Annotated in this window: 23 protein-coding genes and 1 tRNA gene; 13 read left to right on the top strand and 11 right to left on the bottom strand. The window is 64.9% G+C overall.

Annotation, left to right across the window (positions count from 1 at the left end; all coding sequences use genetic code 11):
* Positions 1–22: 22 nt before the first annotated feature.
* From BKY26_RS12360 to eutB, 3 genes are all read right to left on the bottom strand, one after another.
* A complete protein-coding gene (locus BKY26_RS12360; RefSeq protein ID WP_071690696.1) occupies positions 23–1,393 on the bottom strand; it encodes an aspartate aminotransferase family protein in 1,371 nt (456 codons plus the stop codon).
* Positions 1,394–1,580: 187 nt separating this feature from the next.
* The gene (locus BKY26_RS12355) at positions 1,581–2,567 is read right to left on the bottom strand and encodes a cyclodeaminase (protein WP_071690695.1); all 987 of its coding nucleotides are present in this window, start codon (positions 2,565–2,567) and stop codon (positions 1,581–1,583) included.
* Positions 2,557–3,561 carry a hydroxyectoine utilization dehydratase EutB gene (gene eutB, locus BKY26_RS12350; protein WP_071690694.1) on the bottom strand — a complete coding sequence of 335 codons (1,005 nt, stop codon included), beginning with the start codon at positions 3,559–3,561 and terminating at the stop codon, positions 2,557–2,559. The genes BKY26_RS12355 and eutB overlap by 11 nt, the downstream gene beginning before the upstream one ends.
* A gap of 117 nt (positions 3,562–3,678) precedes the next feature.
* On the opposite strand from eutB, the gene BKY26_RS12345 reads away from it, so the two are divergent.
* Together BKY26_RS12345 and BKY26_RS12340 are read left to right on the top strand one after the other, a co-directional pair.
* On the top strand, positions 3,679–4,827 hold the full coding sequence (locus tag BKY26_RS12345; RefSeq protein WP_071690693.1) for an acyl-CoA dehydrogenase family protein: 1,149 nt from the start codon (positions 3,679–3,681) through the stop codon (positions 4,825–4,827).
* Between the two features lie 179 nt (positions 4,828–5,006).
* Positions 5,007–5,606, top strand: coding sequence for a response regulator transcription factor (locus tag BKY26_RS12340; RefSeq protein WP_071690692.1), 600 nt, complete (start codon positions 5,007–5,009; stop codon positions 5,604–5,606).
* Positions 5,607–5,852: 246 nt separating this feature from the next.
* Here BKY26_RS12340 and BKY26_RS12335 read toward each other — a convergent pair.
* From BKY26_RS12335 to BKY26_RS12325, 3 genes are all read right to left on the bottom strand, one after another.
* Positions 5,853–5,939, bottom strand: a tRNA-Leu gene (locus BKY26_RS12335).
* A gap of 151 nt (positions 5,940–6,090) precedes the next feature.
* A complete protein-coding gene (locus BKY26_RS12330; RefSeq protein ID WP_071690691.1) occupies positions 6,091–6,684 on the bottom strand; it encodes a peptidoglycan-binding domain-containing protein in 594 nt (197 codons plus the stop codon).
* Positions 6,685–6,841: 157 nt separating this feature from the next.
* Positions 6,842–7,336 (bottom strand): DUF2306 domain-containing protein, encoded by a 495-nt coding sequence (locus BKY26_RS12325; RefSeq protein WP_071690690.1) that lies wholly within the window; start codon positions 7,334–7,336, stop codon positions 6,842–6,844.
* A 100-nt stretch (positions 7,337–7,436) separates the two neighbouring features.
* Between BKY26_RS12325 and BKY26_RS12320 the strand changes: the two genes are divergently transcribed.
* The 6 genes from BKY26_RS12320 (at position 7,437) to BKY26_RS12295 (ending at position 12,562) form a co-directional block, all read left to right on the top strand.
* Positions 7,437–8,210, top strand: coding sequence for a LytTR family DNA-binding domain-containing protein (locus BKY26_RS12320; protein ID WP_158514333.1), 774 nt, complete (start codon positions 7,437–7,439; stop codon positions 8,208–8,210).
* Positions 8,211–8,213: 3 nt separating this feature from the next.
* Entirely contained in the window at positions 8,214–8,894 is a 681-nt protein-coding gene (gene lipB / locus BKY26_RS12315) for a lipoyl(octanoyl) transferase LipB (protein ID WP_071690688.1), read from the top strand.
* 110 nt (positions 8,895–9,004) lie between these two features.
* Positions 9,005–9,676 (top strand): hypothetical protein, encoded by a 672-nt coding sequence (locus BKY26_RS20020; RefSeq protein ID WP_071690687.1) that lies wholly within the window; start codon positions 9,005–9,007, stop codon positions 9,674–9,676.
* Between the two features lie 240 nt (positions 9,677–9,916).
* Entirely contained in the window at positions 9,917–10,141 is a 225-nt protein-coding gene (locus tag BKY26_RS12305) for a hypothetical protein (protein ID WP_071690686.1), read from the top strand.
* 215 nt (positions 10,142–10,356) lie between these two features.
* Positions 10,357–12,030 carry a cytochrome c oxidase subunit I gene (gene ctaD / locus BKY26_RS12300; protein WP_071690685.1) on the top strand — a complete coding sequence of 558 codons (1,674 nt, stop codon included), beginning with the start codon at positions 10,357–10,359 and terminating at the stop codon, positions 12,028–12,030.
* 4 nt (positions 12,031–12,034) lie between these two features.
* Complete coding sequence (locus tag BKY26_RS12295) at positions 12,035–12,562, top strand: DUF2244 domain-containing protein (protein WP_071690684.1); 528 nt, start codon at positions 12,035–12,037, stop codon at positions 12,560–12,562.
* 351 nt (positions 12,563–12,913) lie between these two features.
* Here BKY26_RS12295 and BKY26_RS12290 read toward each other — a convergent pair whose 3' ends face one another.
* A complete protein-coding gene (locus tag BKY26_RS12290; protein ID WP_071690683.1) occupies positions 12,914–13,372 on the bottom strand; it encodes a GatB/YqeY domain-containing protein in 459 nt (152 codons plus the stop codon).
* A gap of 153 nt (positions 13,373–13,525) precedes the next feature.
* On the opposite strand from BKY26_RS12290, the gene carA reads away from it, so the two are divergent.
* Both carA and BKY26_RS12280 read left to right on the top strand, forming a co-directional pair.
* Entirely contained in the window at positions 13,526–14,680 is a 1,155-nt protein-coding gene (gene carA, locus BKY26_RS12285) for a glutamine-hydrolyzing carbamoyl-phosphate synthase small subunit (protein WP_071690682.1), read from the top strand.
* A 71-nt stretch (positions 14,681–14,751) separates the two neighbouring features.
* Entirely contained in the window at positions 14,752–16,722 is a 1,971-nt protein-coding gene (locus tag BKY26_RS12280) for a glycosyltransferase family 2 protein (protein WP_071690681.1), read from the top strand.
* Here BKY26_RS12280 and BKY26_RS12275 read toward each other — a convergent pair.
* Positions 16,668–17,309 (bottom strand): GntR family transcriptional regulator, encoded by a 642-nt coding sequence (locus tag BKY26_RS12275; protein WP_071690680.1) that lies wholly within the window; start codon positions 17,307–17,309, stop codon positions 16,668–16,670. The genes BKY26_RS12280 and BKY26_RS12275 overlap by 55 nt on opposite strands.
* Positions 17,310–17,396: 87 nt before the next feature.
* Between BKY26_RS12275 and BKY26_RS12270 the strand changes: the two genes are divergently transcribed.
* The 3 genes from BKY26_RS12270 (at position 17,397) to BKY26_RS12260 (ending at position 19,798) form a co-directional block, all read left to right on the top strand.
* Positions 17,397–18,044: a pyrimidine 5'-nucleotidase gene (locus BKY26_RS12270; protein WP_071690679.1), complete on the top strand. Its 648-nt coding sequence runs from the start codon at positions 17,397–17,399 to the stop codon at positions 18,042–18,044.
* 239 nt (positions 18,045–18,283) lie between these two features.
* Complete coding sequence (locus BKY26_RS12265; RefSeq protein ID WP_071690678.1) at positions 18,284–18,508, top strand: hypothetical protein; 225 nt, start codon at positions 18,284–18,286, stop codon at positions 18,506–18,508.
* A gap of 87 nt (positions 18,509–18,595) precedes the next feature.
* Positions 18,596–19,798 carry a UbiH/UbiF family hydroxylase gene (locus tag BKY26_RS12260; protein WP_071690697.1) on the top strand — a complete coding sequence of 401 codons (1,203 nt, stop codon included), beginning with the start codon at positions 18,596–18,598 and terminating at the stop codon, positions 19,796–19,798.
* Between the two features lie 101 nt (positions 19,799–19,899).
* Here the strand turns inward: BKY26_RS12260 and BKY26_RS12255 are convergent, their stop codons facing one another.
* The 3 genes from BKY26_RS12255 to BKY26_RS12245 are packed head-to-tail and all read right to left on the bottom strand — an operon-like array spanning position 19,900 to position 22,060.
* Positions 19,900–21,348 carry a cobyric acid synthase gene (locus BKY26_RS12255; RefSeq protein ID WP_071690677.1) on the bottom strand — a complete coding sequence of 483 codons (1,449 nt, stop codon included), beginning with the start codon at positions 21,346–21,348 and terminating at the stop codon, positions 19,900–19,902.
* Positions 21,345–21,713: a Lin0512 family protein gene (locus BKY26_RS12250; protein ID WP_071690676.1), complete on the bottom strand. Its 369-nt coding sequence runs from the start codon at positions 21,711–21,713 to the stop codon at positions 21,345–21,347. Before BKY26_RS12250 ends, BKY26_RS12255 begins: the two co-directional genes overlap by 4 nt.
* A complete protein-coding gene (locus BKY26_RS12245) occupies positions 21,713–22,060 on the bottom strand; it encodes a Lin0512 family protein (RefSeq protein ID WP_071690675.1) in 348 nt (115 codons plus the stop codon). Before BKY26_RS12245 ends, BKY26_RS12250 begins: the two co-directional genes overlap by 1 nt.
* Positions 22,061–22,289: the final 229 nt, after the last annotated feature.

Genomic DNA, 22,289 nt, shown 5'->3' with positions numbered 1-22,289 from the left:
TCGCGCCTCCTGTCCCTCGACCTCAGCCCAGAACCGCGTTCACGGCCTTCACGGTCTTGCCGACAACCTCGTCGGCTTCTTCCTTCGTCAGGCAGAAGGGCGGTGCGAAGCCCAGGATATCGCCCTGCGGCATCGCCCGCCCGATGACGCCTTCCTCCAGCAGCGCCGCCGCGATGCGGGGGCCGACCTTTTCGGAGGCGTCAAAGAAGCTGCGGCTTCCCTTGTCCTTCACGAATTCCACGGCGCAGAGCATCCCCTCGCCCCGGATCTCGCCCACGTTTGCATGGTCCGCCAAAGCCGCCGTCATCGTGGCGTTGAGGTAACCGCCCACCTCGCCCGCGTTCTGGACGAGGTTGAGCTCATCAATCAGCTTGAGGTTGGCGACGCCCGCCGCCGCCCCGATGGGATGCGCGGAATAGGTCCAGCCGTGGCCGATGGGGCCGTTTTCGTCGGTGCCGTCCTCCAGCACTTTCCAGACCTTGTCGGACACGATGGAACCGGACAGGGGCGCATAGGCGGAGGTCAGACCCTTGGCGATGGTGATGATGTCGGCCTCGATCCCGTAATGGTCCGATCCGAACATGGTGCCGAGACGGCCAAAGCCGGTCACAACCTCGTCGGCGATCAGCAGGATGTCATGTTTCTTCAACACCGCCTGAATGGCCGCCCAGTAGCCCGCGGGCGGGGGCACAATGCCGCCGGTGCCAAGTACCGGTTCCCCGATGAAGGCAGCGATGGTGTCGGCCCCTTCGCGGTCAATGAGCGCCTCCAGTTCGGCCACGCAATGGGCGGTGAAGGCCTCCTCCGACATGTCCAGATCGGGGCGGCGGTAGTAATAGGGCGCCTCGGTGTGGATCACCTGGGTCAGCGGCAGGTCGAACTTCTTGTGGAAGAGCTCCAACCCCGTCAGCGACCCGGTCATCAGGCCCGAGCCGTGATAACCGCGCCAGCGGCTGATGATCTTCTTCTTCTCGGGCCGCCCGAGGATGTTGTTGTAATACCAGACCAGCTTGATGTTGGTCTCGTTCGCGTCGGACCCGCCAAGGCCGAAATAGACCTTCGACATATTCGCAGGCGCACGATCGAGGATCATCTTGGCCAGCGTAATGGAGGCTTCGGTCCCATGGCCCACATAGGAATGGTAATAGGCCAGCTCCTTCGCTTGCGCGGCGATGGCCTCGGCGATGTCCTGACGGCCATAGCCCACGTTCACACAGTAAAGCCCGGCAAAGACATCGAGCAGGCGGTTGCCGTCACGATCCTCGATATGGCAGCCCGATCCGCCGGTCACGACCCGGTTGGGCAGGTTGCCCCGCGCGAATTCGGCAAGGTGGGTTGAGGGGTGGAAGAAGTTGTCGCGGTCCCACTGGTCCAGTTGGTCATTGCGCAGCATGGCTCATCTCTCGCGGTTCTGGCGGCGCGCCGCCTAAGGTCACAGGATTAGGAGCCGGGATGCACGCTTCCGGGCTGAGGCCGGATAGAGCTGGGCAAAAGGCTCCGCTCACCCCGGCAGCAGCGCGCAATGCCTTTATTGCCGTGGTCGGCGTGACCATAGCCAAAGCGAAGGCCCGTTTCCAGCCCTAGCTTGTCACGCTTGTCCCCGCATCGCCAAGCCGCGCAAAGACATGGCTGGCAATGGCGGTGTCCTGCGCGCCGGTGCCGGTCAGATCGCAGATGGTGATATCATCGGCAGTACGGCGGCCAAGGGCGCTGCCGTTGATGACCAGCCCCAACTCGCCGGGTGTGCCCTTGGTCCAGAGATTGACAGCCAGCGCCGCCTCCAGCTCCCCCGACACTTCGCATTGCGCGACGCTGTCGCAGATATAGGCGTCGGCCATGGCCAGCGCGCGCGGGTCGATCTCGCATTTACCGGCCTGATCCGAGCCCATGGCGGTGATGTGCAGGCCCGGATGCAGCCAGTCGGCCTTGATGACCGGCGCACGGGCGGGGGTCGTCGTCACCACCAGCTGGCTTTCCGCGACCAGCCGCTCCGGGTTTGACACGGCATCGACCTCGATCCCCAGGTCAAGGCGCAGATCATCGGCGCAGACAGCCGCCTTGGCGGCATCCCGCCCCCAGACCAGCAGCCGCTTGAAGGGCCGCACCAGATGCGCCGCCTGCATCTGCAAACGCGCCTGAACCCCGGTGCCGATCACGCCTGCCGTCTCCACATGCGGCGGCGCAAGGTGGCGGGCGGCGACGGCCCCTGCGGCGGCGGTACGGATATCGGTCAGGTAACCATTGTCGAGGAACACCGCCTGCACCAGCCCGGTCTTTGCGGAAAACAGGATCATCAGACCGTTCAGGCTGGGAAGTCCCAGCTTCGGATTGTCGAAAAATCCGGGGCTGACCTTGATCGCGAAGCCGTCGAAACCAGGGATATAGGCGGTCTTGACATCGACCTCTCCGTTCGCGTCGGGCAGGTCCATGGACAGGATCGGCGGCATCACCACCTTGCCCGAGGCCAGCGCCGCGAAGGCCTTCTCGACCACGTCGATGGCGGTCAGGTCCAGCTCCACCACTTGCCGCAACTGCGCCTCTGTCACGATGCGAATGTCATGCGCCATAGGTCTTGCCCTTCAAGATCCTGTCCCCCAATGCAATATCCTCACCCGCCATGATCCGGTGGAATTGCCCCATGTCCAGATTGCGCCCTGTCACGATGGTGCCGACCGGCCCCTCGGGCCTGACCTTTCCCGCCAGCACCGCCGCCAGCCCCACCACGCTGGCCCCTTCCGCAATCATGCGATCCTCGTAGAACAGAACCTGCATGGCGTCGCGGATTTCTTCTTCCGTCACCAGCACGATTGCGTCGAGATTGTCGCGGCAGAGCGGGAAGCTCAGCTTGTTTTTTAACCCGATCCCGCCACCAAGCGAGTCGGCGAGGCTCGGCACTTCCTCCACCTCGACCGGGTGGCCAGCGGCGATAGAGGCCTGCATGGCCGCGCCCCGGTCCATGGTGATGCCGATGACCTGCACATCCGGGTTCACCGATTTCACAGCCACCGAGACGCCACCCGCCAGCCCGCCCCCCGATAGCGGCACCAGAACCGTATGCAGATCGGGCCGGGCCTCGATCATTTCGAACCCGATGGTGCCCTGCCCCGCGATCACCTTGGGGTCATCGAAGGGCGAGATTTCGGCCAGCCCCTCGGCTTCCACCAGCCGCAGGCTTTCGGCCAGCGCGTCGTCCTGAGACCGGCCGACGATCTTCACCTCGGCCCCAAGCGCGCGAATGCCGTCCACCTTGGCCTGCGGCACCAGTTCCGACATGCAGATCACCGCGCGGATGCCCCGGCGCGCGGCGGCATAGGCCACGCCGCGCCCATGGTTGCCGGTGGAACAGCAGGTCACCCCCGAAACGCCGTCGGGCAAGGTCATCACCGCATTCATCGCACCGCGCAGCTTGAAGGCGCCAATGGGCTGGCATGTTTCCAGCTTCAACAGAAAATCATGTCCCGCCCGCGCGCTCATGTAAGGCGAGGGCACGAAGGGTGTGGCGTCTGCCTGTCCACGCAGAACGCGGCGGGCGGTCAGGATATCGGCAAGGCTGAATGTCATGACGCGCAGTTGTGCATGTTTCCCCGGCGGAAGGAAAGTTCGGAAATCCCGCCGTTACGTCGTGCTTGCCATTTGGCCCGTGCCTGCGCCAGCCTGCGTCCCGAGGGAGGACACGCCATGACCAACGCCTTGTTTCTGGAACCGGAACACGAGCTGCTGCGCGACCAGATCCGCCGCTTCGTGACCGAGGAGATTCAGCCCCATGCCGAGGCCTGGGAAGAGGCGGGGATGGTCCCGCGCGAGGTTTTGACCCGGATGGGTGAACTGGGCTTCTTCGGCATCCGCTACCCCGAAGCCTATGGCGGGGCCGAGATGGACACCCGCGCCACCGCGGTCTGGGCCGAGGAACTGGGTCGGTCCACCTTTTCCGGCGTCGCGATCACCGCGCTTGTGCATACCGACATGGCCTCGGTCCACCTGTTCAACGCAGGCACCGACGCACAGCGCGAGCGCTGGATGCCGGGCATCGTCTCGGGCCAGACCATCACCGCCGTGGCCGTGACCGAACCGGGGGCCGGATCGGATGTAAAGGGCATCACCACGCGCGCCAGCCGCAAGGGCAATGACGCCTTCGTGCTGAACGGGGCCAAGACCTTCATCACCAATGGCGTTCACGCCGATATCTACTGTGTCGCTGCCAAGACCGACCCGAACGCACCTCCCTCGCGCGGGGTGACCATGTTCCTGGTGGAAAAGGGCACGCCCGGCTTCACCGTCGCCCGACAGCTCGACAAGCACGGCTGGCGCAGTTCCGACACCGCCGAGCTGCACTTCGACAACTGCGAGATTCCGGCCGAGAACATCCTGGGCAAAGAAGGCCGGGGTTTTTACGCGATCATGCAGAACTTCCAGAACGAACGCATCGTCATCGGCGCCATGGCCATGGGCGAGGCGCAGGCTGCGATTGATCTGACCGTGGATTACGTGAAGACCCGCCAGGCCTTCGGTGCGCCCCTGTGGGACAAGCAGGCGATCCGGCAGCGGCTGGCGATGTTGCAGGCCGAGGTGACCGCCGCCCGCCACCTGATCTATGCCACTGCCATGCGTGATGCAGCGGGTGAAGAGGTGGTTAAAGAGGTCTCCATGATCAAGGCGCTCTGCGGTGATCTGGTGAACCGGGTCATGCATGACTGCCTGCAATTCCACGGCGGCACCGGCTTCATGCGCGGCACCGTGATCGAACGGATGACCCGTGACGCCCGCGTGCAGGCCATTGGTGGCGGCGCGACCGAGGTGATGCTGGAGGAGGTTGCCAAACGCATGTGAGCCATCGTGGCGTGACAGGCCTCGCATCCCGCCCAAGCCTGCCTTTTCCCCTCGTCGGGCCGGCGGGTGGGCGAGCGCCGCCCCGGACAGCGGTGAGAGGCAGGCAGGGTGAAACCGCTATTCCATCCGCTCAGGCAATCCGCTACCATCGTCACCGGGCAGTCATGGAAAGGAAAGAAATGCGCATTCTTCTTGCGGATGATCACGACCTTGTTCGCGACACGATCAGCCTGTTCCTGAAATCCGAAGGGGTTGACGAGGTGGCGACCGCGGAGAATCTGGACGACGCCCTGGCTGCGGCGCGCAACGGCGAATTCGACCTGGCCCTTCTGGATTACAAGATGCCCGGCATGAACGGGCTGGAGGGAGTCGCCCAGATGAAAGCCGCCATGAACGGCGGCCCGGTCGCGGTTCTGTCAGGCATGGCGACCCCCGCCATTGCACAAAGCGCCATCGAGGCCGGAGCCATCGGATTCGTTCCCAAGACCATGAGCGCCAAGGCCATGATCGGCGCGATCCGCCTGATGGTCCTGGGTGAGGTGTTCATGCCTGTCTCGTTCCAGCAGCAGGCCGGCAGCGCCAATGAGGCCAATCTGACCACGCGGGAAACCGAGGTTCTGCGGGCGCTGTGCGACGCCAAGTCGAACAAGGAAATCGCCCGCGAACTGAACCTTCAGGAAGTCACGATCAAGCTGCATGTCAAAACCCTGTGCCGCAAGCTTGATGCCCGCAATCGCACCCAGGCGGCCATGATCGCCCGCGATCGGCAACTGGTCTAGATCACCGGCGGTTGCCCGTTCCGGTGTGGCTCCATGCAGCGGAATCACACCCGGCCGCGACAGGGGTCAGCGGCACATCCCGTTTCAATTCGGTTCGCAACGGATCGGACAAACCGAACCGTCCATGTCAGCGGTATCGCAGCGCCACCCGCATCGGGACCGTTGCCAAAGGATGAATCTTCATCCTGTGCTCAATAGCGATCCGCATCTATTGGGATTTGTCTGGAGTCACATCGGGATGTGACATGGTGCGGTCGAGAAGACTCGAACTTCCACGGGAGTTACCCCACAGCGACCTCAACGCTGCGCGTCTACCAATTCCGCCACGACCGCACGTGATCAGGTAGTGCGCGGCTGTTTAGCCGAGGGTCGCGGGGATGCGCAAGGGGGATTCGTCACCTCTTTTCACTTCCGCGCAGGGGCCATGCAAAAAGGCCGTCCAACGGGTGGACGGCCATGGGAAATCGGCGGGATCGGACCCCGATTACTTGTTCGACGAAGCCGGCTGCGGCGCGGGCACGATGACGGTCTGGGCCGGGGGCTGCGCGACCACCTGCGGTGCGGGCTGTTGCGGTTGCGCTGGCACCACCACGACCTGCGGTTGCTGCGGGGCGACCTGGGCGTTGCGATAGGCGATAAGCAGGGGCTGGCCGACAAGACCGGTCTGCGCGGACCCGCCGTTGATGGCCCAGTAATAAGCCTGCATAAGCTGGTCATACTGGTAGGTGGCATATTCGCGGCCATTGACGGGGTAGCCCATCACCAGCTGATACCGCTCGATCGCCTGGCGGGTTCCGTTGCCGATCTGGCCATCGACGGCACCGGCCTGGAAGCCGAAATAGTTCAGTGCGGTCTGGGTGTCGCGGCCCATCTGCGTGGCCGGGATACCCCCGCCACCACCGCCGCTGGTGGTTCCGCGGTTGCCGCCGCCGTTATTGCCATTGGCAATGGCAGCGCCGATCAGGCCACCGATGATCAGGCCACCCACGACATCGCCTGCGTCGGCGCGGGCTTCCTGGGCGGGAACAGCAGCAAGAGCGACGGCAAATGTCGCGGCAGTCAGGGATTTGATAATCATGGCATCCTCCAATTCGGTGTCTCAGCTGTTGGTCGCAACTTAGCACGTTTCGGTTCAATCCAAAGTCCGAAAACCTTTACTATTTGGGGTAAACCGCCTCCAATAAAGCGTATTCACACCGTGCATCCGAACCGGATCGCCTGCTGACCATCCCCCCTCAGGCATGATTCGCCCCGGTCGCGCGGCGCATCCACCAGACTGCGCCCGCCGCCAGCACGGCCAGCGCCACGACAGCGGCGAAGCCGTCCCAGCCCGCGCCGTCCAGCACGATCCGGTTGGTCAATCGTCCGGGCAGGAAGTTCAGCAGCGCCGCCGCCGCCAACCCCCATGACATATTGGTCATCGCCGCCCGGTGGCCGCGCAGATCCTTTCGGATCGCCGCCCAGACCCCCGTCACCAGCCCAATAATCGTCAGCACGGACAGCAGGTGGATCGGGCTGAACGGGCCGACCACGCCGAACCCCGTGATCCAGAAAGAGCTGATCGCCGTCAGCGCCATCGCCACAACCCAGCCATAGCCTGCCAGCCTGTGCAGCCGGTCGCGGCGCGGCCGCCACAGCACCAGCGGCGTCAGCAGCAGGGCGGGCACGGCACCGGCAACATGGATCTGCACCGCGATCGGTGCATTGAAAAGCGGGGCAAAACTTGTCATGTCAGACCTCTTGATTGTCTTTTGCAATGCGATGCACCGGCTGTGCCACGGCCCGGCGCGGAACCGACAGGGACGATGCGTAAACAGAAAGGCCGCATTCGTGAGTGAAGGGCCCTTGCAATCCGCGAAGCGTGAATGGCACGCGATCCTGTCCAGCCGACCGACGCTGGTGATCATCGCTGCCGTGGGCATCGTGGCAGGGCTCGCGGGACCGTTCGGCACTTTGGAACATCTTACGCCTCTGCCCAGGCTGGCCTATTGGCTGGGGCTGTGCTTCGTCACCTATGTGACCGGCTCGATCCTCGTCACCATGCTGACCGCAGGCGGTTTGGGGCAGCTTCTGCCGCGCGCTCCGGCGGTTCTGGTGGCCGGGGCTCTGGCGGGGCTTGCCGTGACGCTGGAGGTCGCGCTGCTCAACTGGGCTGTCTTCGGGCTGGCCCCGACCGCGCCGCGCTATGTTGCGGGGCTGGCGCTAAACGGAATCCTCATCGCCATGGTCATCGCGGGGGTGGCGCTTTATCTCGGCCCGTCCACGCCCGATGCCCCCACCAACCGGCTCCCCTCCCTTCTCGACCGCTTGCCGCTGGACAAACGGGGGGCGCTGATCTCGCTTTCGGTGCAGGATCACTATGTCGAGATCGTCACCACCAAGGGGCGCGACATGCTGTTGATGCGCCTGTCGGATGCCATCCGCGAAACCGATCCCATACCGGGGTTGCAGGTCCACCGGTCGCATTGGGTGTCGCTCGCGCAGGTCCGCTCGGTCCGGCGCGACGGCGCGCGCGCGGTCTTGACGATGTCGGACGGACGCGACATTCCCGTAAGCCGGTCCAACATCGCGGCCGTGAAGGAGGCCGGGCTGCTGCCCGGATAGCATATGGTAGACTGGATCCGCTCGGACGAACTGGTGCCCTATGATCAGGCCGTGGCCTGGATGGAGGACCGCGCCGCCGCCATCGCGCGGGGCGAGGCCGATGAGGCGATCTGGCTGCTGGAGCACCCGCCGCTCTATACCGCAGGCACCTCTGCCAAGCCCGCCGACCTGACCGACCCCGAGCGGTTTCCGGTCTATGATACCAAGCGCGGCGGGCAGTACACCTATCACGGGCCGGGTCAGCGGGTGGCCTATGTGCTGCTCGACGTGGCGGCGCGCGGTCACGACGTGCGGGCCTTCGTGCAGCAGATGGAGGATTGGGTCATCGCCACGCTGGCCGAATTCAACCTGACGGGCGAAAAGCGCGAGGGCCGTGTCGGTGTCTGGGTCGCCCGGCCCGACAAGCCCGCCCTGCCCAATGGCACGCCCCGTGAAGACAAGATCGCGGCGCTTGGTGTGCGGCTGACCAAATGGGTCAGCTATCATGGGCTGTCGATCAACGTGGAACCGGATCTGGACCACTTCGACGGCATCGTTCCTTGCGGCATCACCGGGCACGGGGTGACATCGCTGGTCGATCTGGGTTTGCCGGTGACGCTGGACGATGTGGATGTGGCGTTGGAAAAGACCTTCGGGCAGATCTTCGGCACCGCCCCGGTCGCGCGGCGAGGCCCCCCGGCCTGATCTGGCATCACAGGAATACCTTTGGCCGGTCTCGTTTCCTCCCGGCTAATGCCACAGTTTTCGAACAATTTGACCGGAAGTGTTTTTGAATTCCGGTTGAGGAGGACGTCATGTCCGCTGACAAAACTGAGATACAGCGATTTCTCCGCGATGACTCCGGCGCGGTCACCGTTGACTGGGTGGTGCTGACTGGCGGGCTGGTCGGGCTCGGCCTTGCGACAACGGCGGTCATTTCCGTGGGGGTCGAATACCAGGCCGAAGAAATCGCCGACTTATCCGGCCAGAGCATCACCGGGCTGCACCGGTGGGGTCAGAACCGGCTGGCGAACGGCTCATTCGAAGATATCGAGGGCATGATCGCCGCCGGTTGGGGGTTCTATTCGGCAGGCGCGATGAACGGCTGGTCGCTTCTGGACGATCCGCGCGCCGAAGTGGTCTGGAGCGGCTATCACGGCGTCACGGCGACCGATGGCGGCTACATGCTCGATCTCGATGCCAGCCCGGGGAACATGAGCCTCGGACAGGTCATGACCGACGCCGTGGACGGCCAGGTCTATACCGTGTCCTTCGATGCCGCCGATCCGCGCATGAACAATGGCGTGGAGGTCTACTGGGGCGGCGAACTGGTCGGCACCGCCAATCCGCAGGGATCGTCCATGAGCAGCTATGAATTCGAGATCACCGGCGGGTCCGGCGACGGGTCGAACCTGCTCATGATCAGCGGCACCGGCCCCGAGGACAATGTCGGCGCCTATATCGACAATGTCAGCGTCGAAAGCTGATCCCATGAAACGAACCGTTTCCGATATGCCGCGCGATCTGCCATGTTTTGGCCCGATTTCCACAGCAAACTGGAACAATACCGGGTCACCCTGTTGCCAATGCGACCGGGCTGGAACGGTATGGACCGCGCCCGAGGGAACAAGAAGCGCGGCCATTGACGCCAGGTCCGGCTGTATTGCGTGAGCCGCGCATCTGTATCGAGTAGTACGCCCATTTCGGGCAACCAGAAGGAAAGTGTCGTGCCACAAGCAACCGACCACGAACGGAACGACCGGATCGAAGCCTCCGTCATGATGGCGGCGCTGGCCACGCTCGGCCTGCTGGTCGCCCTTGCCGTCTCGACCTCGATTTCGGACGTGTCCGGCCTTCACGCCGAAGCGCCGCAGGACGGCCCCGATCCGGCCCGCCAGATCACCGGAATCGAAGAAACCGGCAGCGAAGTTCAGGGCAGCGAACTGAACTGAGCTATCCGGCAGATCGCACAACGCCCGGTTGCGATTGATCCGAATTCCGCCTCCACCAGCGCTCTATAGGCGAATCCTGAGGCATTTTTTCCCACCCTGACGCCGCCAAACACGTTGCGAACCCCCCACCTGCAAACTAGAACATCCGACAGGGAATAGGGCGCGTGGGGCCAGACAGTCTTGGTCTGCGTGCTTCTTTGGAACAGGAGACGTCCATGGCTGATGCTGCCATTTCGGGACATGACCACGAAAAGCCGGGGTTCTTTACCCGCTGGTTCATGTCCACCAACCACAAGGATATCGGTATCCTTTATCTGTTCACCGCGGGCTTCGTCGGCCTTCTGTCGGTGATCTTCACGGTCTACATGCGCATGGAGCTGATGCATCCCGGCGTTCAGTACATGTGTGCCGAAGGCGCCCGCTTCCTTGGCGGGATCGGTGCCGAAGAATGCTCCCCGAACGGTCACCTCTGGAACGTGATGATCACCTATCACGGCGTCCTGATGATGTTCTTCGTGGTCATCCCCGCGCTGTTTGGCGGTTTCGGCAACTACTTCATGCCGCTGATGATCGGCGCGCCGGACATGGCGTTCCCGCGCCTGAACAACCTCAGCTACTGGATGTATGTGGCCGGTGTGTCGCTCGGCGTCGCCTCGATGCTGGCCCCCGGCGGCAACGGTCAGATGGGCTCGGGTGTGGGCTGGGTGCTTTATGCGCCGCTTTCCACGCTTGAAGCGGGCACCTCGATGGACTTCGCGATCTTCGCGGTCCACGTCTCCGGTGCCTCGTCGATCCTTGGCGCGATCAACATCATCACCACGTTCCTGAACATGCGTGCGCCGGGCATGACCCTGCACAAGACGCCCCTGTTCCCCTGGTCGATCTTCGTGACCGCATGGCTGATCCTGCTGTCTCTGCCGGTTCTGGCCGGCGCCATCACCATGCTGTTGACCGACCGCAACTTCGGCACCGGGTTCTTCAACCCGGCAGAGGGCGGCGACCCGATCCTGTACCAGCACCTGCTGTGGTTCTTCGGCCACCCGGAAGTGTACATGATCATCGTGCCGGGCTTCGGCATCATCAGCCACATCATCGCGACCTTCTCCAAGAAGCCGGTCTTCGGCTACCTGCCGATGGTCTATGCGATGGTTGCCATCGGCGCGCTTGGCTTCGTCGTGTGGGCGCACCACATGTACACGGTCGGCATGACGCTGAACCAGCAGGCCTATTTCATGGTCGCCACGATGGTCATCGCGGTGCCGACGGGCGTGAAGATCTTCAGCTGGATCGCAACCATGTGGCAGGGCTCGATCGAGTTCAAGACGCCCATGCTGTTCGCCATCGGCTTCATCTTTATCTTCACCGTGGGCGGCGTGACCGGCATCGTGCTGAGCCAGGCGGGCCTCGACCGCGCGTATCACGACACCTATTACGTGGTTGCCCACTTCCACTACGTGATGTCGCTTGGTGCCGTGTTCTGCATCTTCGCCGGTGTCTACTACTGGATCGGCAAGATGTCCGGCCGCCAGTATTCGGAGTTCTGGGGCAAGGTGCATTTCTGGCTGTTCTTCATCGGCGCCAACATCACCTTCTTCCCGCAGCACTTCCTTGGCGTCCAGGGCATGCCGCGCCGCTACATCGACTATCCCGAGGCCTATGCCTACTGGAACTACATCTCGTCGATCGGTGCCTTCATCTCCTTCGCCTCGTTCCTGCTGTTCATCGGCATCGTGTTCTACACGCTGATGGCAGGCCGTCGCGTGACCGAGGACAACTACTGGGGCGAATACGCGGATACGCTGGAATGGACCCTTCCCAGCCCGCCGCCGGAGCACACCTTCGAGGAGCTTCCGACCCAGGACATGTGGGACAAGCAACCGCACCACTGATCTGATGCCGGTTGACATAACCCGATACGAAGGGGCTCCGGATCATTCCGGGGCCCTTTTCAATGGCGGCGAGGGCCAGCCCCGGCTGCGCCTTGTCGCGCGCCCGCATAAATCGCTGACGCCGGGCGGCTTCGTCTGGTTCATCGGCGCGACCGCCGTGCTGCTGGCGCTGCCGCTGCTGGCGGCTTTCGGGTCGCCTGTCCTGTGGGGTTTGCTGCCCTTCGTCGGGGGGGCGATCTGGGCGATCTGGTGGGGGCTGAAACGGTCCTGGCGCGACATGGACCTGCATGAGGAACTGCTTCTGTGGGACGATCATGTCCGCCTGACCCATGTGGCCCCGCGCAAAGCCGATCAGGTCTGGGAGGCGAACCCCTACTGGGTGCAGGTCCGCCTGATCCCGCAGGGGGGCCGGGTGCCCGATTACGTGACCCTGAAGGGCGAGGGCCGAGAGGTCGAGATCGGCGCGTTCCTGGCCGCCGAGGAACGGGTGGAGCTGTATCGCCTGTTGCTGCGCGAAATGCGGCCCGGTTGATCCGGCCCGCCCGTTAACCCGATCTTCATGCCGATCTGCCATAGTGGCCAGCGGTTAACCACATCCAAGCGTGGCTTCGTCTGCCCGCTGCCGCCAGATACGGCCCCTGACAACGGCACCGGCGGAAGCCAGCGGGTTTCGGACACGTCCCAAGACACCCCAATGCCCCGCGACGGAACGCGGCGCCGCATTCCATTTGCCTGACCTCGGGCAACCGCACCCCGACACAGGTGTTGTCCCAAAGAGACCCCGCCACCCCTGCCCGGCCAAAGCCGGTTCCGCAGCGGATCGCGCATGAAAAAACGGCCCTCCCCGAAGGAAAGGCCGCCCGATCCGTCGCCGCAAGGAGCCTTACCCCAGCATGTCCCGTACTTTGGGGCCGACAGCCCCGAAATCCATCTGGCCGGTATATTTGCTTTTCAGCGCGCCCATGACCTTGCCCATGTCGCGGATGCTTTCCGCACCGGTGGACGCAATCGCATCCGCAATCGCCTTGGCCACTTCCTCATCCGACAGCTGACGCGGCAGGAACTCCTCCAGGATCACGATCTCCTCGCGCTCCTTCTCGGCCAGTTCCAGCCGCCCGCCTTCCTCATAGGCCCGCGCGCTTTCCTGGCGCTGCTTGACCATCTTGCCCAGGATCGCCAGCACATCGGCCTCACCCACGCCTTCGGCCTCGCCCTTGCCGCGCGCGGCAATGTCCTGGTCCTTGATCGCGGCGTTGATCAGCCGCAGGGTCGACACCCGTGCGCTGTTCTTCTCGCGCATCGCGGCCTTCATTTCGGTCGTGATACGTTCCCTCAGTGACATAGGTTCCATCCCCTGATGATTGCAGAATCCCGGTGCAACAGTGCCCGACAATACGCGAATGCACCCGCAGCAACAAGGCTCTCGCAGCCGCTTGACCCCGGGGGGCCTTCCCCTTAGGTTGCCGCGAATTTCACGCCAGCACCGGAGTCGCCCATGACCGCCCGCCCGACCGCCTGCCTCGTTCTCGCTGATGGGACCGTGTTCTATGGCCGAGGCTTCGGCGCCACCGGTCAGACCGTGGCCGAGCTGTGCTTCAACACCGCCATGACCGGCTATCAGGAGATCATGACCGACCCCTCCTACGCCGGTCAGATCGTGACCTTCACCTTCCCCCATATCGGCAATACCGGGGTGAACACCGAAGACGACGAAACCGCCGAGCCCGTGGCCGCCGGCATGGTCGTCAAATGGGACCCGACGGAGCCGTCGAACTGGCGTTCGCAGCAGGAGCTGACCGAATGGCTCGCCGCCAAGGGCCGGATCTGCATCGGCGGCATCGACACCCGCCGCCTGACCCGCGCGATCCGGCAGCAGGGCGCGCCACATGTGGCGCTGGCCCATGACCCGGAAGGCAAGTTCGACTTGGAGGCGCTCGTTGCCGCCGCGCGGGGTTTCGCGGGCCTTGAGGGGCTGGACCTCGCCAAGGACGTCACCTGCGCGCAAAGCTACAAATGGGACGAAAAACGGTGGGCCTGGCCCGAGGGCTACACCAAGCGCGAGGAACCCGGCTTCAAGGTCGTGGCGGTTGATTATGGCGCCAAGCGCAACATCCTGCGCTGCCTCGCCTCTGCCGGATGCGATGTCACCGTCCTGCCCGCTACGGCGACAGCAGAGGAGGTTCTGGCGCACCAGCCCGACGGCGTGTTCCTGTCCAATGGACCCGGCGACCCTGCGGCGACCGGCATCTATGCCGTGCCGATGATCAAGGAGGTGCTGAAGGCCGACCTGCCCGTTTTCGGCATCTGTCTTGGCCACCAGATGCTGGCACTGGCGCTTGGGGCCAAGACCGTCAAGATGAACCACGGCCATCACGGCGCCAACCATCCGGTGAAGGATCTGGAAACCGGCAAGGTCGAGATCACCTCGATGAACCATGGCTTCACCGTCGACAGCCAGACCCTGCCTGCGGGCGTCAAGGAAACCCATGTCTCGCTCTTTGACGGGTCGAACTGCGGCATCCGCATGACCGACAAGCCGGTCTTCTCGGTGCAGTACCACCCCGAAGCCAGCCCCGGCCCGCAGGACAGCTATTACCTGTTCGAACGCTTCGCCGCCGCCATGCAGGCGCGCAAAGCCGAGACGGTTTAACCATTTATTAGGAAAATCCTCCGCCTAATGATCCCCGGCCCGAAACGGCCGGGGATTTTTGGTATGAGCGGATGAATAAAGCGGTTCGACAGGCGTACAGCCCCCAGGGCACGGCAAAACTGCGCGTTGTTCCTGACGCCCGCCCTCCCCTGCGCAAACCCCGGCTGGCCCAACTGCTGTTCGACCGGGGGGCCATCACCGCCGAACAGATGCACAGGGCCCTCGTCAGCCAGCGCCACCGCGACCTGCCAATCGGGGAAATCCTCGTCACCCAGGGCGCCATTTCCGAAGCGCAGCTTCTGGACGCGCTTGCCGAACAGAGCGGCACAAAGCTGCTGCCAGAGGATCACCCGCCCCCTGACCCGGCGCTGGCGGGGCTGCTGCCGGCGGGGCTGGCCATTCGGCTCAACGCCGTGCCCCTGCGCCGCGCGGGATCGGCGCTGGTGGTGATAACCAACCGCCCCGACCGGGCCGATGAAATTCGCGCCGCGCTGTCGGATCATGACGGCCCCGTCCTGCTGGCGCTCGCCAGCCGCGACCGCATGCAGGCTGCCCTGACCGGTGTCTATGGAAACGAACTGGCCCGAATCGCCGAGGCGCGTACCCCCGGCCCCTATAGCTGCCGTGACTGGGACGCGCCGCGCGCCTTCCGCCGCTGGCTGGCGGTGCTGCTGGCGGTCTGTGGCGCGCTGCTGCTGGCCCCCGGCGCGGTGGTGGCGGGGCTTTGCGCGCTTGGCGTGTTGATTGCGGCCATCAACGCGACGCTGAAATGGCTGGCTCTGCATGGCATCGACCTGCCGCCTCAGGCCCCGCATAAGGATGACGCCCCGCCGATCCACCCGTCTTCCGCGCTGCCCGTGGTGACGATCCTGCTGCCGCTATTCAACGAGCCCGACATCGCCGGGCACCTGATCCGCCGGGTCAGCCGGCTGGACTATCCGCGCGAACTGCTCGACGTGATCCTGCTGATCGAAGAGGAAGACGCGACCACCCGCAGTGCCCTCACCCGCGCCGAGCTGCCCTTCTGGATGCGCGCCGTGATCGTGCCGCCGGGCCAGCCCCGAACGAAACCACGGGCGATGAACTATGGCCTCAACTTCGCGCGCGGGTCCATCGTGGGCGTCTATGACGCCGAGGATGCGCCGGAACCCGACCAGATCCGCAAGGTTGCACAGCGGTTCCTTGAGGTGCCGCCCGACGTGGCCTGCCTGCAAGGGCAGCTCGATTACTACAACCCCCATCACAACTGGCTCAGCCGCTGTTTCACACTGGAATATGCCACCTGGTTCCGGCTGCTTCTGCCCGGCGTCTCGCGACTTGGCCTCTTCGTGCCGCTTGGCGGAACGACGCTGTTCTTCCGCCGGTCATTGCTGGAGGAAATGGGCGCGTGGGACGCCCATAACGTGACCGAGGATGCGGATCTGGGCCTCAGGCTCACCCGGCAGGGCTACCGGACCGAGATCATCGAGACCACCACCTATGAAGAGGCCAATGCCGCCGTTCTGCCCTGGGTCAAGCAGCGCTCACGCTGGCTCAAGGGCTATGCGATGACCTGGGCCACCCATATGCGCGACCCGGTGCAGCTGTGGCGCGACCTTGGCGCGCGGCGGTTCATCGGGCTACAGGCGCAGCTACTGGGGACGGTCCTGGGTTTTTCGCTGGCGCCGGTGCTGTGGACCCTGGTGGTGAAAGTCGCAGGCCTGCCGCACCCGCTGGATGCCTACCTGACCACGCAGGGTTATCTGGGCCTCGCCTTCTTCTTCGTGGCCTGCCAGATGCTGACCTTCTACGCCGCCTGGCGCGCCGCCGCCCTGCCGCGTCACCGCAAGCTCCGGCTCTGGATTCCGATACTGGATGTCTATTTCCTGCTGGCCTCTGCCGCCACGCTTCTGGGGCTGGCAGAGCTGCTGGTCAAACCTTTTCACTGGCGCAAGACGGCCCATGGGCGGTTTTCTCAGGGCGGGCAGGCCACCGACCTGATGCAGGATCAGACCTTGCCGGCCTCTTCCTTCAGCCGCACCTCGAACGCCGTCGACAGGTGATCCTTCAGCATCCGCGCCGCGCGGTCCCCGTCACGCTCGGCAATGGCGCGCACAATCGCGTCATGCTCCTCCAGCGCCACCGGCCCGCGCCCCTCTGCCGCCAGGGATGTGGTCGCCATCAGCGCCATGGACCGGTGCACGAGGTCAAGCTGCTGCACCAGGTACTTGTTATGCGAGGCCAGGTGAATCTGCTTGTGAAACCGCCGATTGGCGCGGCTGAGCGCCGCCGGATCATCCAGAAGCGCGTGGTCTGCCGCCACCATCTCCTGCAACACCTTGATCTCTTCAGCCGCCGCATGCTGCGCCGCCAGCCGTGCCGCCAGCCCCTCCAGCTCGGCCCGCACGATATAGAGCTGCGCCATCTGGTCATGATCGAGCGATGCCACGATCAGGCTGCGCCCGTCGCGGGTCAGCAACCCTTGTGTTTCCAGCCGCTGCAACGCCTCGCGGATGGGGGTGCGGCTAACGCCGAACCGCTCCGCCAGCTCTGATTCCACCAGCCGCGATCCGGGCCGATAGGTGCCCTCATCGATGGCTTTCAGGATCAGGTCATAGGCGTCTTTTTGCGGCGCTTTCGGACTGGCCATTGGTTTCCCCCCGGTTTTCTGGCAAGGCTAGGACCGCCCCGGTCCAAGCGCAAGCCTTTCGGGGCGCGGCAAAAAAGGACCCTGCCTATGCCCCGCGCGCATTTCGAGCATATCACGACCTGGGTCTTCGACCTCGACCATACGCTCTACCCGCCCGACATGGCGCTCTTTGACCAGATCAATGTCAAGATGACCGCCTATGTGATGGAGGCGCTCGGCGTCGACCGGGCCGAGGCCGACCGCCTGCGCTACCGCTACTGGCGCGACCATGGCACCACGCTGGCGGGGCTGATGGATATCCACGGGGTCGATCCCGGCCCCTATCTGCACGAGGTCCACCAGATCGACTTTTCGGTGCTGACCCCTGACCCCGATCTTGCCGCCCGTATCCGCGCCCTGCCCGGCCGGAGGATCATCTATACCAACGGCACGGCGCCCTATGCCGAGCAGGTGATCGCCGCGCGCGGGCTGTCGGGCCTCTTCGACGCGATATATGGCGTGGAACATGCGGGCCTGCGTCCCAAACCGGAACGCCGGGCGTTTGAGGCGGTCTTTGCCCGGGATGGCCTCGATCCCACCCGCGCGGCGATGTTCGAGGATGACGTGCGCAACCTCGCCGCCCCGCACCAGATGGGCCTGCGCACCGTCCACGTGGCCCCGGACCCGGAACCCGCCGCCCATGTCCACCACCACACGGATGACCTTGCAGGGTTCCTGTCGCGCCTGACCGGCTGACTCCGAACTGCCCTTCATCTTGGCAACACTACCTCGGGGGAGGCGCCGCCCGGAGCCGGGGGCAGAGCCCCCGGAAACGCCCTTGCAAGGGCGTTCCCGCGGCCCGAAACGCGCCGCGCGGATCGACGTGGCGCAGCCACGGCGAAACCGGCAGCGTCAGCCCGTCGCACTGCGTCATCCGGTCCGTTTCCGATGCCGGTTCGACACCTATCTCCCTGTTTGCGAACAGGAGATATCCCATGGCTTTCATTCCACATTCCGGCCCCTCGAAGGGTCTCTACCCGCTGATCCGGTCGCTTCTGAGGGCGCTGGACAGTTCAACCGTGATGCTCTGGGCCATTGCGCTTCTGGCCGTTGCATGGATCGCGGGCACCATCGTCTTCGGCTATGCCGGGCTGATAATCGGGGCGCTGACGGCGGTCGTGCTCGGTTTCTACCTGCTGATCCGCATCACGCTCGGCTGACGCGCCCTTCTGCCGCTTGGACCTTGCCCCGTTTCAGGCGTATCAGACGGACACCATGCCGGTGAAGGAGACCCCCCCATGCCCCAAATGATCGAAACCGATGTGCTGGTCTCGGGCGGCGGCGTTGCGGGGCTGACGGCGGCCGCGGCCTTCGGGTCGGCGGGGTTTTCGGTGATCTGCGTCGACCCCACCCCGCCGGTCACCGTCATGCAGGCCGAGGGATCGGACCTGCGCACCACGGCTTTCCTGCAACCCTCGCGCGATTTTCTGATCCGCGCGGGGCTGTGGGACCGGTTGGAACCCCATGCCAGCGCGCTACAGATCATGCGGATCGTGGACGCGGGCGGCGCAGAGCCGGAGCCGCGCAGCAGCCATGATTTCAACGCCGCCGATATCTCGGACCTGCCGTTTGGCTGGAACCTGCCCAACTGGCTGCTCAGCCGGGAAATGGTGGCCCGGCTGGCCGAGATGCCCAATGTCGATTTCCGCCCCGGCACCGGCACAGCGGGCGTGCTGACCCGCGAACGCGAGGCGCTGGTGACGCTCTCGGATGGCGCTCGCATCCGCACCCGGCTGGTCATTGCCGCAGATGGCCGCAGCTCACCGGTGCGCGAGGCTGTGGGCATCCCCGTGAAAACCACCCGCTATGGCCAGAAGGCGCTGGCCTTCGCGGTCACCCATGACGTGCCGCATGGAAACGTCTCAACCGAGATCCACCGCACCGGCGGACCGTTCACGCTGGTGCCGTTGCCCGAACACGAGGGCCGCCCCAGTTCCGCCGTAGTCTGGATGGAACGCGGCCCCGAAGTGGCACGGCTGGCCGCCCTGCCCACCTCCGATTTCGAGGCCGAGATGACCGCGCGGTCCGCTGGTCTCTGGGGTCCGCTCACGCTGATCACACGGCGCACGGTCTGGCCGATCATCTCTCAGGTGGCCGAGCGGATGGAGGCCGAGCGCGTGGCGCTGGTGGCGGAAGCGGCCCATGTGGTGCCTCCCATTGGCGCGCAGGGGCTGAACATGAGCCTCGGCGACATGCGGGCGCTGCTGGACCTGGCCGAAGCCAACCCAGAGGATCTGGGGTCGCGCAGGATGCTTGCCGCCTATCACAAGGCCCGCCACGGCGAGGTACGCGCCCGCGTCGCCGGAATCGACGCGCTGAACCGGGCCTCCATGGTCTCGATCCAGGGGCTGCGCGACATGCGGATGCGGGCGCTTCGGGCGTTTTACTCGGTCAAACCCGTGCGGACCAGTTTGATGCGCGCCGGGCTTGGAACCGGGCGCGCGGGATAAGGCGCTTTCGTCCTGCGTCAAACGGGGCGGGCGCACCGGGGTTCTGTCTGCACGCGGGGTGTACGGGGCGTGTACGCAGGGTGCCGGGCTGAAATCGCCCCTCAGCGTGCCAATGCCAGCAGCCCCTCCACATCAAGATGCCGCTCCATATGGGCGGCCAGCTCATCCAGGGTCTGCTCCACCACCTGCCCGTAGGATTGCGTTCCGGCCTGCACCCCGAACCCGTCCAGGAAGGCGCGCCGGAACCCGTCTTCCGCGAACATCCCGTGCAGGTAGCTGCCCTGCACCCGCCCATCCGCAGACCGCGCACCCTCTGGCAGTCCGGCAACCCGCGCGAAGCCCCGCGCCCGGTCCGGCCCATCCGTACGCCCGATATGAATCTCGTAGCCCTGCATCATTGCGCCCGTGGTCTCATGCACCGCCTCGACACGGGTCAGGCTCTTGTCGCCGGTCATCACGGTCTCCACCTCCAGCAGCCCGAGGCCATCGGTCGATCCGGCGCTGCCCTCGATCCCTTCCGGGTCGTGAACCATCCGACCAAGCATCTGATATCCTCCGCAAATCCCAAGAATATGTCCGCCGCGCCGCCAATGGGCCAACAGGTCGATATCCCAACCCTGTGCCCGCAGATATGCCAGATCCCCGCGCGTGGACTTGCTGCCGGGGATGATCACAAGGTCGGTCTCGGCCGGGATCACCTCACCGGCCCGCACCATGGTCAGCGACACGCCCGGCTCCTGCGCCAGCGGGTCGAGATCGTCGAAATTGGCGATGCGGCTGAGCGCCAGGCAGGCGACCTTCAACCCCTCGCCGAAGCCCCCACGGGGCAGGTCCAACGCGTCCTCGGCAGGAAGTTTGGAGGCCTCGGCAAAGAACGGCAACACCCCGAAGCCACACCACCCGGTGCGCGTTTCGATCATCCGGTAGCCATCATCGAAAAGGCTGACATCCCCCCGGAACTTGTTGATCAGAAAGCCTTTTATCAGCGCCTCATCGCCCGAATCCAGCACTGCCTGGGTGCCCACCATCTGCGCAATCACACCGCCCCGGTCGATATCGCCCGCCAGCACCACCGGCACGCCCGCCGACACGGCGAAGCCCATATTGGCGATGTCGCCCGCGCGCAGGTTCACCTCCGCCGGACTGCCAGCCCCTTCCACGATCACCAGATCATGGTGCGACTTCAGGCGGTTGAAACTCTCCAGCACCGGCGCCATCAACTGCGGCTTCAGGCCCGCATAGTCCCGCGCCTTCACCGTGGTCAGGCGCTTGCCCTGCACCACCACCTGCGCGCCCACATCGGTTTCGGGCTTCAGCAGCACCGGGTTCATGTCCACCACGGGCTCCAGCCCCGAGGCCAGAGCCTGCAAGGCCTGCGCCCGCCCGATCTCGCCCCCGTCCACGGTCACGGCGGCGTTGTTGGACATGTTCTGCGGCTTGAACGGCGCGACCGACAGCCCGCGCAGACGCGCCGCCCGGCACAGCCCCGCCACCAGCAGCGACTTGCCCACGTTCGACCCCGCCCCCTGGATCATCAGCGCCTTGGTCATGTCAGGCCCTGTCGCCCTGAAACCAATGCGGGATCCAGAAACGCCTCGACCGCCGCGCTGGCAATCACCGTCACCGCACCGCTATCCGGGTTGGTCACGTCGAGCCCGCCATGCACCGCCCTGACCTCGACCCGTCCACGCGGCAGCCCGGCAGTCAGCGCCGCGCAATCCACCTGATCGGGGGCCTGCACACCCACGGTCACCTGGACGTGCATCTGCGCATGATCCAGCCCGAGCGCCTCGAACATGGGGATCGAACTGTGCCGAATTGCATCTTCGATGGCCCGTGCGGCGGCCTTGGTGTAGTCCTGCCCGTGCAGGTCGTTGCCCATCCCCATCTCAATGATGAACCGTTGCTCCGCCATCACGCGCCCTCCATCTCGAAGGACACCGACAGCGCCGCCACCGCGATCACCGTGGGCGCCTTGCCATCCGCGCGAGGCACGTCGAGCCCGCCTTTGACGGCCCGCACGGAAACCTGCCCATAAGGAAACACGGCGGCCACCGCGTCCGTGTCCACCCGCTCCGGCGCGCCCACCCCGATCTCCACATCGATCAGCATCTCGGATTTGTCGCGGCCGAAAAGCTCCGCCAAGTTGATCGAGTTGTGCCAAAGCGCATCGCGCACGGCACGGATCGCGGCCTCGGTATAGTCCTGTCGGCGCAGGCTGGTGCCCTGGCCGAATTCCGTCAGCATCCTGGTCTTACCCATGCGTGTGTTCCCCTTGATTACTCCCTCGAAAGCCTGCGCCGACGGACAGGGCAGGAGCCTCCGGCGGAGGTATTTCAGCCAAGATGAAATCGGAAGGGAAATGCTGTCGGCGCCGCGCCCAGTGCTGCCGAGGCAGGTTAGACGCGGCGCTTTCACCTTGGGCGGTCATCGGGACCTCTCCCTGTACCGCACGCCCATCATGGCACGTTAACCTTAACAAACCCTTGCT

This window comes from Nioella sediminis (genome assembly GCF_001879695.1).
Taxonomy (GTDB): Bacteria; Pseudomonadota; Alphaproteobacteria; order Rhodobacterales; family Rhodobacteraceae; genus Nioella; species Nioella sediminis.
The sequence above is the reverse complement of the archived record's forward strand: the minus strand, read 5'-3'. Positions and strand labels throughout refer to the sequence as shown.

Coding starts and splice junctions, on each gene's coding strand:
- BKY26_RS12360 (WP_071690696.1), bottom strand. CDS start 1,393: ATGCTGCGCAATGACCAACTGGACCAGTGGGACCGCGACAACTTCTTC.
- eutB (WP_071690694.1), bottom strand. CDS start 3,561: ATGACATTCAGCCTTGCCGATATCCTGACCGCCCGCCGCGTTCTGCGT.
- BKY26_RS12330 (WP_071690691.1), bottom strand. CDS start 6,684: ATGATTATCAAATCCCTGACTGCCGCGACATTTGCCGTCGCTCTTGCT.
- BKY26_RS12295 (WP_071690684.1), top strand. CDS start 12,035: ATGCCGGTTGACATAACCCGATACGAAGGGGCTCCGGATCATTCCGGG.
- ctaD (WP_071690685.1), top strand. CDS start 10,357: ATGGCTGATGCTGCCATTTCGGGACATGACCACGAAAAGCCGGGGTTC.
- BKY26_RS12245 (WP_071690675.1), bottom strand. CDS start 22,060: ATGGGTAAGACCAGGATGCTGACGGAATTCGGCCAGGGCACCAGCCTG.
- BKY26_RS12280 (WP_071690681.1), top strand. CDS start 14,752: ATGAATAAAGCGGTTCGACAGGCGTACAGCCCCCAGGGCACGGCAAAA.
- BKY26_RS12290 (WP_071690683.1), bottom strand. CDS start 13,372: ATGTCACTGAGGGAACGTATCACGACCGAAATGAAGGCCGCGATGCGC.
- BKY26_RS12340 (WP_071690692.1), top strand. CDS start 5,007: ATGCGCATTCTTCTTGCGGATGATCACGACCTTGTTCGCGACACGATC.
- BKY26_RS12325 (WP_071690690.1), bottom strand. CDS start 7,336: ATGACAAGTTTTGCCCCGCTTTTCAATGCACCGATCGCGGTGCAGATC.
- BKY26_RS12265 (WP_071690678.1), top strand. CDS start 18,284: ATGGCTTTCATTCCACATTCCGGCCCCTCGAAGGGTCTCTACCCGCTG.
- BKY26_RS12255 (WP_071690677.1), bottom strand. CDS start 21,348: ATGACCAAGGCGCTGATGATCCAGGGGGCGGGGTCGAACGTGGGCAAG.
- lipB (WP_071690688.1), top strand. CDS start 8,214: ATGGTAGACTGGATCCGCTCGGACGAACTGGTGCCCTATGATCAGGCC.
- BKY26_RS12355 (WP_071690695.1), bottom strand. CDS start 2,567: ATGGCGCATGACATTCGCATCGTGACAGAGGCGCAGTTGCGGCAAGTG.
- BKY26_RS12250 (WP_071690676.1), bottom strand. CDS start 21,713: ATGGCGGAGCAACGGTTCATCATTGAGATGGGGATGGGCAACGACCTG.
- BKY26_RS12270 (WP_071690679.1), top strand. CDS start 17,397: ATGCCCCGCGCGCATTTCGAGCATATCACGACCTGGGTCTTCGACCTC.
- carA (WP_071690682.1), top strand. CDS start 13,526: ATGACCGCCCGCCCGACCGCCTGCCTCGTTCTCGCTGATGGGACCGTG.
- BKY26_RS12345 (WP_071690693.1), top strand. CDS start 3,679: ATGACCAACGCCTTGTTTCTGGAACCGGAACACGAGCTGCTGCGCGAC.
- BKY26_RS20020 (WP_071690687.1), top strand. CDS start 9,005: ATGTCCGCTGACAAAACTGAGATACAGCGATTTCTCCGCGATGACTCC.
- BKY26_RS12275 (WP_071690680.1), bottom strand. CDS start 17,309: ATGGCCAGTCCGAAAGCGCCGCAAAAAGACGCCTATGACCTGATCCTG.
- BKY26_RS12260 (WP_071690697.1), top strand. CDS start 18,596: ATGATCGAAACCGATGTGCTGGTCTCGGGCGGCGGCGTTGCGGGGCTG.